This window comes from Cupriavidus gilardii (assembly GCF_008801915.1).
GTDB lineage: Bacteria > Pseudomonadota > Gammaproteobacteria > Burkholderiales > Burkholderiaceae > Cupriavidus > Cupriavidus gilardii.
The window spans coordinates 36,024-48,410 of sequence record NZ_VZOV01000009.1 but is presented as its reverse complement, the minus strand read 5'-3'; the positions used below and the strand labels follow the sequence as shown (position 1 = coordinate 48,410).

At 67.0% G+C, this 12,387-nt stretch carries 2 protein-coding genes; both read right to left on the bottom strand.

Features of this window, described 5'->3' with window-relative positions; genetic code table 11:
• Position 1: 1 nt before the first annotated feature.
• Positions 2–4,636 (bottom strand): non-ribosomal peptide synthetase, encoded by a 4,635-nt coding sequence (locus F7Q96_RS13050; RefSeq protein ID WP_053823545.1) that lies wholly within the window; start codon positions 4,634–4,636, stop codon positions 2–4.
• Complete coding sequence (locus F7Q96_RS13045) at positions 4,633–12,384, bottom strand: non-ribosomal peptide synthetase (RefSeq protein WP_151022800.1); 7,752 nt, start codon at positions 12,382–12,384, stop codon at positions 4,633–4,635. The genes F7Q96_RS13050 and F7Q96_RS13045 overlap by 4 nt, the downstream gene beginning before the upstream one ends.
• Positions 12,385–12,387: the final 3 nt, after the last annotated feature.

Genomic DNA, 12,387 nt, shown 5'->3' with positions numbered 1-12,387 from the left:
TTCAGAGCACGTTATCGAGCAGCGCGTCGAGCGCGCCCTGGTCGATCTGGACATTGACCAGATCGGATGGCGTCATGCCGTGGTTGTCCTGACAGAGGCAGTGCTCGATGACGGCTTCCAGTTCGCGGCGGAGCGCATCGCCCAGGCGCTCGATGGTGGCGGACTCGAACTGTTTGCAGCTGTAGCCGAGTTTCAGGACCAGCTCGGCGCCGAATACCTGGCCATTGATGGTCAGCGCGTTGCCGAGCGGGGCGTGCGCATCGCGGCTCCCGCCGCTCGGTTCGTCGGTCAGCGCAAAGTCGGCGTCCTCGCCGGCGGTCTGGTCGAATTGCCCCAGATAGTTGAAGGTGATGCGGGGCTCCGGCCGGCGCGCCAGCTCGGACTGGATCTCGGCGGGCCCCAGATGGCGCAACAACCCATAGCCGATGCCGTTGTCGGGAATCGCACGCAAGGTTTCCTTGACCTGCTTGATGGTGTCGCCGATATCGGGAGCGACCGGCAGCACGACGGGGAACACCGTGGTGAACCAGCCCACCGTGCGGCTGATGTCGACCGATTCGGCGAACGTTTCCCGTCCATGCCCTTCCAGCTGGATCGCGACGCGCGGCCGCTGCGTCCATGCGCCAACGGCACGCGCAACCGCGGCCAGCAGCAGGTCGTTGATGCGGGTGCGATAGGCGCCGTGGGCCTGTTGCAGCAGTTGCGTGGTGCGCGCCGCGTCCAGGCGGACCGTGTGCTGCCGGCCATCGACAGCCAGCGCTGGCGTGTCGTGATCGGGCATCAACGCGGGCACATCCGGTTGCGACAGCCAGTAGTCCGCTTGCCGCCGCATCGCGTCACTGTGGGCGTGTTCCGCCAGGGTCTCGGCCCACGTCTTGTACGACGCCGTCTTCGGCGGAAGCGCGATCGATTCCCCTTGCCGTGCGAGGCGATACGCTTGCTGCAGGTCCTCCATCAGGATCCGCCATGACACCCCATCGACGACCAGATGATGGACCGCGAGCAGCAGCCGCTCGCTGCCGTCGGGTAGTCGAACGTGCAACGCACGCAGCAATGGTCCCTGTTCGAGGTCCAGGCTTCGCTGGGCATCGCTGCAACGATCCGTCATGGCGGCGATGTCGGGCACCTCCTGCTGCCACAGCAGTTCGTGATCCTCGTGCACGGCGTAATGCTGCCGCCATTGGCCATCGAACTGCCGATAGCGCAGGCGCAAGGCGTCGTGATGGGCGACGAGGGCTTGAAGCGCCTGGCGTAGCGCCGGCGGGTCGATCGGACCAACGGGCTTGAGCAATACCGACTGGTTCCAATGATGGCGATTAGGCATCGGCGTTTCGAAGAACCATCGCTGGATCGGCAGCAGCGGCACCTGACCGGTGGGCTTGTCTTCGACGGGCCGTTCCGTATCCTCGCGCGTCGCCGTGCGGGCCAGAGCCTGCACGGTCTGATGCAGGAACAGATCCTTGGGCGTGAAGCGCAGGCCAACGCGGCGCGCCTTGCTGACCGCCTGGATCGACAGGATCGAGTCGCCCCCGAGCTCGAAGAAGTTGTCGGTGACGCCGACTCGCTCGATACCCAGCACCTCCTGCCAGACCTGGATCAGCCTCGCTTCGACGTCGTTGGTCGCAGCGACGTAGCCCTGGACTTCCCATACGGGCTCGGGGAGGGCGCGGCGATCGAGCTTGCCGGTGGACGTGACCGGCAACTGGTTCAGCGGCACGATCTGCGGGGGCACCATATAGGGCGGCAGGACGCTTTCCAGATATGCCTTCAGCGGCGCCGCGACCTCTCCCTCGCCTTGGTCCGGCACGACATAGGCGATCAACTGCTTGCCGCTCGGCCCATCGTGGGCGACGACCACCGCTTCCCGCACGGTTGCGTGTGCGCGCAGCCGCGCCTCGATCTCGCCGAGTTCGATGCGATAGCCGCGGATCTTGACCTGATGGTCGAGCCGGCCGACGTATTCGATGCTGCCGTCGCGACAACGCCGGACCAGATCGCCGGTGCGGTACATCCGTGCGCCAGAGGCGAACGGATCCGGCACGAAGCGCTCGGCGGTCAGTCCCGGCCGGCCGACATACCCGCGCGCCAGGCCCAGCCCGCCGATATACAGCTCGCCGGCAACACCGACCGGCACCGGGTTCAGGTCGGCGTCGAGCACATAAGCCGTGCGGTCGCCCACCCGTCTGCCGATCGGCACATAGGCGCTCGGGCAGTCGGTGTCGTGTTGACTGACCCACGCCAGCGGGGTGACCACGGCCTCGGTCGGCCCATAACCATTGATCAGCGTGCCGGCCTGGAACTTCTGCTTGATCCGGGCAAAGGCCTCGCGCGACATCGCTTCGCCGCCAAAGGACAGCAGGCGCAGCGGCACCGGTTCGGTGGCGGCTTCGGCCAACCGAAGCAAGTAGGCGGGCGGGAAGCCGGCGTTGGTCACGCCTTCGCGGGCGATGACCTCCAAGGTCTGCTCGGCGCTCCACAAGGCGTCGTCGCGCAGCACCAGCTGGGCACCGGCGATCAGCGGTACCAGCCAGCGTTCGTGCGCGCCGTCGAAGTTGAAAGACAGGAAGTGCAGCTCGCGATCGTCCGGTCCCATGCCGTACTGCTCGACCGTGGCGTGGCAGTGCATGGCCAAAGGGCCGTGTTCGACGGCGACGCCCTTCGGGGTGCCGGTGGAGCCGGAGGTGTAGATCAGGTAGGCGAGCTGGCGCGGATCGACGGCGGGGAGTTGGATCGGTGCCGGATCGCCAATGTCCTCCATGACGACGAGCGGCAGGTCGGTATCGATCCGCCCGATCAGCGCGCGAGAAGTCAGCACGAGCTTGACACCGGCGTCCTGCAGCAGCTGGGCAAGTCGTGCAGCCGGCAGTTCCGGGTCCAGCGGCAGATAGGCGGCGCCAGCCTTCAGCGTGGCGAGCAAGCGCACGATCAGGTCGGGACTGCGGTCGAGCACGACGCCGACGACGGCCTCGGGGCGCGCGCCGGCTGCGTGCAATGCGTAGGCCAGGCGCGTGGCAGCGGCATCGAGCTCGCCATAGCTGAGGACGTGTCCGCCGCAGCGAATCGCAATGGCGTCCGGGCGCTGGGTCGCCTGACGCGCGATGGCCACGTGAACCGGGTCGGCAGCCGAGAAGCGGCGATCGGCAGTACTCCAACCGATCCACTGCCGTTGCTCGTCCGCAAGCAGCAGCGGGATCGCGGCGATCGAGATGGCCGGATCGTCCGTCACCGAACGCAGCACGCCGACATAGTGCCGCTGCAAACGCTCGACCGTATCGTGGTCGAACAGATCGGCGGCATAGCCGAACACGCCGCTGAGGACGCCATGCTGGTCCTCCTGCGTATCGAGCGCCAGATCGACCTTGGCGGCGTTGGCGGTGCGCTCGACCTTGTCCAGCACCAGACCGGGCAGGCGATCGAGCGCGCGCAGGTCGCGCCGCTGATGGTTCAGCATGACCTGGAACAGCGGGTTGTGCGACAGATTGCGCTCGGGCTGCAGCGCCTCGACCAGTTGCTCGAATGGCAGCTCCTGATGGGCCTGGGCTTGCAGTACCGATTCGCGGGCGCGCTCAAGCACGGAGTCGAAGGTCATGCTGCCTTCGATCTCGGTGCGCAGCACCTGCGTATTGACGAAGAAGCCGACCACGCCCTCCGTTTCGACGCGGTTGCGGTTGGCCACCGGCACACCGACGCGCAGGTCGCGCTGACCGGTGTGGCGGTAGAGCAGGACCTGGAAGGCGGCCAGCAGCACGGTAAACAGCGTGGTGTCGGCACGACGCGCCAATGCCCTGAGTTCGGCCGAGAGGTCGGGGTCGAGCGAGAACGACACCGCACCGCCACGATGGCTCGGCCCCGCCGGGCGAGACCGGTCGGTCGGCAGCTCCAGTACCACGGTGCCATCGTCGGCCAGATGCGACTTCCAGTAGCGCAGTTGCCGCTCCAGCTCCCCGGCCTCGAGCCACTGCTTCTGCCAGGCCGCATAGTCGGCATACTGGATCGGCAATGGCGCCAATTGCGGCGGCTGGCCGCTGACGAAACCGGCATAGAGCCGAGCGAACTCGTCGATCACCACGTTCATCGACCAGCCGTCGGAGACGATATGGTGCATGGTGACCAGCAGGATGTGGTCGTCGTCGGCCAGGCGCAGCAGGCGCACGCGCAACAGCGGCCCTTGTTCGAGGTCGAACGGGGCCTGGGCCTCGGCGTCGACCATCGATTGCACAGCAGCGTCACGCTGCGCCGGATCGATGTCGCGCAGATCGCTGATGGCGATCGGCAGCGGTGAAGGCGGGTGAATGCGCTGCACCGCTTGCTCGTCTTGCTGATGGAAGGTCGTGCGCAAGCTATCGTGCCGTTCCACCAGTGCGTCGAAGGTCCGATGCAGTGCCAACCGATCGAGCGTGCCGCGCAGCCGCACGGCGCGCGGAATGTTGTACAGGCCGCTGCTGCGCTCCAATTGCCACAGGAACCAAAGCCGTTGCTGCGCATAGGACAGCGCGGCCTCACTACGCCCGCGCGCCGCGATCGGCAGTCGTCCGAAGTCCATGCCGCGGGCCTTCAGCTCATCGATGAATCGCTGCTGTCCCTCGGGCGACAGGCTGGCGAACCGTTGTGCGAGACGGAGTTTGTCAATGCTCATGCTTCTGTCTCCAGCGTGTCCAGCCACGCGTCCATGTCGGCCCAGCCTTCTGCTTCGGCGGCCTTCTCTCGCATGTTCGGATTGCCATTCGTCGCTTCTATGCTGGCTGCCATTTCGGCGAGCGTCGACGATTCGAAGTAGACGCGTAGCGGGACTGCCGCCGACAGACGTGCGTTGACCAACGCCGCCAGGCGCGTGACCAGCAGTGAATGGCCGCCGAGATCGAAAAAGTTGTCGTGGATGCCGACCTGTTCGACGCCAAGCACCTCCTGCCAGACCTGCGCCAGCAGCGCCTCGATCTCGTTGCGCGGGGCGACGTGGCCTTGCGTTTCCCAGACCGGCGCGGGCAGCGCGCGGCGATCGAGCTTGCCGTTGGGCGTGACCGGGAGCCGGTCGAGCGCGATCAGCTGGGCCGGGACCATGTGATCGGGCAGTTGCGCCTTGAGCTCGGCTTTCAGCGTCGTGGTGTCTGTGCCCTGCGGCACGCAGTAGGCCACCAACCGCTCCTCATGAACGATCACGGCGGCATCCTTGACGCCCGGCTGCGAGCGCAGCAGATGGGCAATCTCGCCGAGTTCGACGCGGTAGCCGCGGATCTTGACCTGTTCGTCCTGGCGGCCGAGGTATTCGATGCGGCCTTGCGCGTCCTGCCTGACGCGGTCGCCGGTGCGGTACATCCGCGCGCCGTCGGTGAAGGGATCGGGCACGAAGCGCTCGGCGGTCAACCCGGGGCGATCGAGGTAGCCGCGAGCCAACTGCGGTCCGGCGATATAGAGCTCGCCGACGATGCCGGCCGGCACCGGGTTCAGGTCGGCGTCGAGCACATAGACGCGGGAGCCGGGCAGCGGCGTGCCGGTGGGCAGCTGCCGTTCGGGCAAGGTCACCGCTTCATGTGTCAGTACGCCGACGGTCGTCTCCGTGGGCCCGTAGTGATTGAACAACCGGCAGTGCGGTTTCAGGTCGCGGACTGTGCGAGCCAGTTCGGCGGAGGTGGCCTCACCGCCGAGGATCAGCGCCCGCTCGGGCAAGCCATCGGCAGGCTGCCGGCCCTGCAACAGACCGCGTAGATGGCTGGGAACGATCTTCAGTACGCCAACGCGGTGCCGCGCCATGTATTCCGCGAAACGATCGGGATCGAAGCCGCGCTCGCGCGAGATCAGATGCAAGGTGCGGCCGCTGCAGAGAGCGCCGAACAGCACGGTATGGCCGAGGTCGGCGGCGGTGGTCGAGACCATCGCCATCGAGGCATCGGCCGGCAGCTCGAGCCGGTGCAGCACGCCGGAGACGTAGTGCGCGAGCGCATCGTGGCTGACCAGCACGCCCTTCGGGGTGCCGGTGGAGCCCGAGGTGTAGATCAGGTAAGCGGCCTGACCTCGAAGCAGCGAGACAGCGGGCGCCTCGTCCAACGGTGCCACCAAGGCGGGATCGAGGCAATCGAACCCCGGCACGGAACCGACGACAACGCTTGCGGCAGCATCGTCCAGCAACTGCCGCAAGCGTTCGGCCGGCTGTGCTGGGTCGAGCGGTACGCAGACGGCGCCCGCCTTCAGGATGCCAAGCAGGCCGGTGACGAATGCCGGCGAACGCTCGACGCAGAGTCCAACCCGCATCTCCCGCCCGACACTCCGCTCGACCAGCCCCGCCGCAATCCCATTGGCCAACCGATCTGTCTCGCCGCGCGTCAGCGTCTGTTCCTCGTATCGCAACGCAATGGCAGAAGGATCCGCCACGACACTGCGCCGCCAGGCGGTCAGCACATCGGCTGCGGCAGTCTGCACATCGGTTGCTTCAGTGCCCGGCGACTCGCCCACCAGCATTCCGTCGTCTCCGCTGGCAAACCGCAGTTCGCCGACGCGAGCGTGCGGCGCCGAGGCAATCTGCTCCAGCACAGCCAGATAGTGCCGCTGCAATTGCTGGACCGCCGCATGCGTGAAGAGATCGCATTGATAGCTGCAACCGATATCGAGCGTCGCGCCAGCTGAGACCACCAGCGTCAGTGGATAGTTGGTGGTCGCGGCATGGCTGACTTCGCCGAGCTTCAGGCCGTTCTGCTCGCGCTGGCGCAGCGCCGCATCGACCGGGTAGTTCTCGAACACCAGGATCGAATCGAACAGCGCCTGCCCGCCTTGACCGGCCCAGCGCTGGATTTCGTACAGCGGCACGTGTTCGTGCTCGCGCAGCGCCAGGTTCTCCGCTTGCAGCGCCTGCAGCCAGTCGGCGACGGACTGGTCGGGCGCAGGCGCCTGGATCACCGGCAGCGTATTGATGAACAGGCCGAGCATCGCTTCAGCACCGGGCAGTGCCGCCGGCCGTCCGGCCACCGTGGCGCCGAAGGCGACGGCACGCCGTCCGATATAGCGCTGCAGCACGATGACCCAGGCCGCCTGCAGCAGCGTGTTCAGCGTCAGGTGCTGGCTGGCGGCGCTGCGCTGGAGGCGGGCGAGGGCGTCGGCATCGAGGCTGGTTCGGCAGGCGGCGTGGCCGATGCCGGCATCCGGCGCGGGAAGGGCAGACGCCAGACGGGTCGGCTCGTCGAGCGTTTGCAGCCGCTGGCGCCAGAACGATTCGCTGGCGGCGACGTCGTGCGTCTGCAGCCAGGCGATGTGGTCGCGATAGCGCGAGGCGGGCGCCTCGACCGGCTGGCCGTGGTAGCGCTGCAGGACTTCGCCGATCAATCGGGCCGTGCTCCAGCCATCGAGCAGCAGATGGTGGCTGGTCCAGATCATGCGGTAGCGGTTTGCGCCGAGTCGAAGCAGGCGCACGCGCATCAGCGGAGGCGTATCGAGCGAGAAGGCCTGTTTCCGTTCCGCGAGCGCGACGTCCTCGCACTCGGATTCGTTCCAATGCTGCTGCGCATCGATGCGCACCGGCGAAGGGACCTGCCGATAGACCGCCTGCATGGCCTGCCCCTCGATCCAGACAAAGCCGGTACGCAGGATCTCGTGCCGTGCGACCGTGTCGTCCCAGGCCGCGCCGAAGCGATCGGCGTCGAGGCCGTCGAGCGTGATGGCGAGCTGGTTGACGTAAAGCCCGGCCTCCGGCGCATAGAGCGAGTGGAACAGCATGCCGTGCTGCATCGGCGTCAGCGGATACAGGTCCTCGATCTGGCGGCCGTCGAGGCGATCGAGTTGATCCTGGGTCAGACCGGCGAGCGGTACGTCGGACGGCGTCAGCGCGCCGGGCGGCACGCTGACGCAATGGTCGATGGTCGTCTCCAGCGCCTCGCGATAGGCCTCTACCAGCGAGGCGATGGTGTCATGCCGGTAGCGAGCGGTGCTGAAGCTGACCGCCAGCGAGAGCACGCCGCCGGTCACCTGTCCATTGATCGTGATCCAGTTGCCGAGCGGGGCTTCGGGCGAGATGGGTTGGCCCGGAGACTCGGCAGCGCGATCGAACAGGGCCGCATCGCCGGCGCCAGCATCGAGCTGGCCCAGATAGTTGAACGTAATGCGAGGCGGGCGGAGCGCAGCAAGCTGATCGCGGATCGCCTGCGGTCCGAGATGCCGCAGCAGGCCATAGCTGATACCGTGATCGGGAATGCCGCGCAAGGTCTCCTTGACCGCCTTGATGCTGCCGCCGGTGTCGTCAAGCACCGGCAGAACGACGGGGAACAGGCTGGTGAACCAGCCGACGGTGCGGCTGATGTCCACGTTCTCGAACAACGCATCGCGGCCGTGGCCTTCCAGGAAGATGGCTGCCCGGTCTACGCCGGCCCAATGGCCTACGGCTCGTGCGAGCGCGCTCAGCAGCAGGTCGTTGATCTGCGTGCGATACGCCGCGGGCGCTTGTTTCAGCAGCCGCTGCGTCTGCGCCGGCGACAGTTGCAGGGTCAGCCTGGCGGCGTCGGCGATGCGATCGTTTTCCGCCGCGCGATCGCAAGGCAGTTCCGGCCCTTGCTGGGTGCGCCAGTAGTCGGCCTGCCGGATCAGATCGTCCGAGTTCGCGTGCTGGGCCAATGCTTGCGCCCAGGCCTTGTACGATGCCGTCTTGGGCGGAAGGGCGATCGACACGCCATCGCGAGCAAGGCGGTACGCATGCTGGAGGTCTTCAAGCAGGACGCGCCACGAGACGCCATCGATCACGAGGTGGTGAACAGCGAGCAGCAATCGCTCACTGCCGTCCGGCAGCCGAAGCTGCAGCGCGCGAAGCAGCGGGCCGTGTTGCAGGTCGAGGCTTTGTTGCGCGCGGGTGCAGTGTTCGTCGATGGCGTCCACACCAGCGACATCTTCGCGCCACAGCAGTTCGCTTTCTACCGGCTCGGCGTAGTGCTGCGACCATTCGCCCTCGGTCTGCCGGTACCGTAGCCGCAACGCGTCGTGATGGCGAGTCACCTCACGCAGCGCGTGCTGTAGTGCTTCGTGGTCGAGTGGCGTCCGGGGGTGCAGCAGTACGGATTGGTTCCAATGGTGGCGCTGCGGCATTGACGTCTCGAAGAACGCCTGTTGGATCGGCAACAGCGGCACCTCGCCGGTCGGCGTGTCGTCGATGGCCTGGCGGGCCTCGTCGCGAGCGGCGACCTGGGCCAGGGCCTGTACGGTCTGATGCAGGAACAGGTCCTTGGGCGTAAAGCGCAGGCCAACGCGACGCGCCCGGCTGACGGCCTGGATCGACAGGATCGAATCCCCGCCGAGCTCGAAGAAGTTGTCCGCAATGCCGACGCGCTCGACACCGAGAACCTCCTGCCAGACCTCGGCGAGCAGCGTTTCGATATCGTTGCGCGGCGCGACGTAACCCTTGGCCTCCCACACCGGCTCGGGCAGCGCACGGCGGTCCAGCTTGCCATTCGCCGTGATCGGCAACCGATCCAGCACGATGAGGTGCGCCGGGACCATATAGGTGGGCAGGCAGCCTTCCAGATAGGCGCGCAGTTCGGCGCAGAGATCGGTTGCGTCCTGTCTGGCAACCACGTAGGCAACCAGCTGCTTTCCGATCGGACCGTCGTGCGCGAGCACAACGGCCTCGCGCACGGTTGCGTGCGCGCGCAGCCGCGCCTCGATCTCGCCGAGTTCGATGCGATAGCCGCGGATCTTGACCTGATGGTCGAGCCGGCCGACGTATTCGATGCTGCCGTCGCGACAACGGCGGACCAGATCGCCGGTCCGGTACATGCGGGCGCCGGTGGTGAAAGGGTCGGGGACAAAGCGCTCCGCGGTCAGGCCCGGTTTGCCGACATAGCCGCGCGCGAGGCCGAGGCCGCCGATATACAGCTCACCGGCCACGCCAACCGGCACCGGGTTGAGGTCGGCGTCGAGCACATAAGCCGTGCGGTCGCCCACCGGTCTGCCGATCGGCACATAGGCGCTGGCGCAATCGGTGTCGTGTTGACTAGCCCACGCCAGCGGGGTGACCACGGCCTCGGTCGGCCCATAACCATTGATCAGCGTGCCGGCCTGGAACTTCTGCTTGATGCGGGTAAAGGCCTCGCGCGACATCGCTTCGCCGCCAAAGGACAGCAGGCGCAGTGGTACGGGCTCTGTCGCCGCCTCCGCAAGGCGTAGCAGATAGGCGGGCGGGAAGCCTGCATTGGTCACGCCTTCGCGAGCGATGACCTCCAAGGTCTGCTCGGCGCTCCACAAGGTGTCGTCGCGCAGCACCAGCTGGGCACCGGCGATCAGCGGCACGAGCCAGCGTTCGTGGGCGCCGTCGAAGTTGAACGACAGGAAGTGCAGCTCGCGATCGTCCGGTCCCATGCCGTACTGTTCGACCGTGGCGTGGCAGTGCATGGCCAAGGGGCCGTGCTCGACGGCGACGCCCTTGGGCGTGCCAGTGGAGCCCGAGGTGTAGATCAGGTAGGCGAGCTGGCGCGGATCGACGGCGGGCAGTTGGATCGGTGCCGGATCGCCGATGTCGTCCATGACGACGAGCGGCAGGTCGGTATCGAACCGCCCGATCAGCGCGCGAGAAGTCAGCACGAGCGTGACACCGGCGTCCTGCAGCAGCTGGGCAAGTCGAGCAGCAGGCAATTCCGGGTCCAGCGGCAGATAGGCGGCGCCGGCCTTCAGCGTGGCGAGCAGCCGCACGATCAGCTCCGGACTGCGGTCGAGCACGACGCCGACGACGGTTTCCGGGCGCGCGCCGGCTGCGTGCAATGCGTAGGCCAGACGCGTGGCGGCGGCATCGAGCTCGCCATAGCTGAGGGCGTCCCCGCCGCAGCGAATCGCAATGGCGTCAGGGCGCTGGGTCGCCTGGCGCGCGATGGCCACATGTACCGGCTCTGCAGAAGAGAACCGCCTGTTGGGCGTGTTCCAGTCACGCCATTGACCTTGCTCGTCGATGTCGAGAAGGTCCAACTCTCCGATACGACCCTGAGGCCGCGTGACGACCTGCTTCAACACGCCGACGAAATGCCGCTGCAAACGCTCGACCGTATCGTGCTCGAACAGATCGGCCGCATAGCCGAATACGCCATGAAGGAGGCCCTGCTCGCCCTCCTGCGTATCGAGCGCCAGATCGACCTTGGCGGCGTTGGCGGTGCGCTCGACCTTCTCCAGCACCAGACCGGGCAGGCGATCGAGCGCGCGCAGGTCGCGCCGCTGATGGTTCAGCATGACCTGGAACAGCGGGTTGTGCGACAGATTGCGCTCGGGCTGCAGCGCCTCGACCAGTTGCTCGAATGGTAGCTCCTGATGGGCCTGGGCTTGCAGCACCGACTCGCGGGCGCGCTCAAGCACGGAGTCGAAGGTCATGCTGCCTTCGATCTCGGTGCGCAGCACCTGCGTATTGACGAAGAAGCCGACCACGCCCTCCGTTTCGACGCGGTTGCGGTTGGCGACCGGCACGCCGACGCGCAGGTCGCGCTGACCGGTGTAGCGGTAGAGCAGGACCTGGAAAGCGGCCAGCAGCACGGTAAACAGCGTGGTGTCGGCACGACGCGCCAATGCCCTGAGTTCGGCCGACAGGTCGGGGTCGAGCGAGAACGCAACGGCCCCGCCGCGATGGCTTGGCACCGCCGGGCGGGGCCGGTCGGTCGGCAGTTCCAGTACCACGGTGCCGTCGTCCGCCAGATGCGACTTCCAGTAGCGCAGCTGCCGCTCCAGCTCCCCGGCCTCGAGCCACTGCTTCTGCCAGGCCGCATAGTCGGCGTACTGGATTGGCAATGGCGCCAATTGCGGCGGCTGGCCGCTGACGAAACCGGCATAGAGCCGAGCGAACTCGTCGATCACCACGTTCATCGACCAGCCGTCGGAGACGATATGGTGCATGGTGACCAGCAGGATGTGGTCGTCGTCGGCCAGGCGCAGCAGGCGCACGCGCAGCAGCGGCCCTTGTTCGAGGTCGAACGGGCCCTGGGCCTCGGCGTCGACCAGCGACTGCACAGCGGCGTCACGCTGCGTCGGATCGATGTCGCGCAGATCGCTGACGGCGATCGGCGGGGAAGCGGGCGGATGGATGCGCTGTACCGCCTGCTCCCCATCCTGATGGAAGGTGGTGCGCAGGCTCTCATGCCGCTCCACCAGTGCATCGAAGGTCCGCTGCAGGGCGCCATCGTCCACCTGGCCACGCAGACGCAGCATGCCGGCGAGGTGATAGGCGCTGCCGGCAGGGTCCAGCTTCCACAGGAACCACATCCGCTGTTGTGCAGCGGACAGCGGCAGATCGCTGGTGGCCGGTCGCCAGTCGGAGGTAATCGGCAGTACCGACAGCGAAATGCCCTGCTGGCCCAGCCGCTCCAGCAAAATCTTCCGCTTCTCCGGCGGAAGGCCGACGAAACGCCGGATCAGTTCCCGGCTCGCTTGCTGATCGTTCATTGG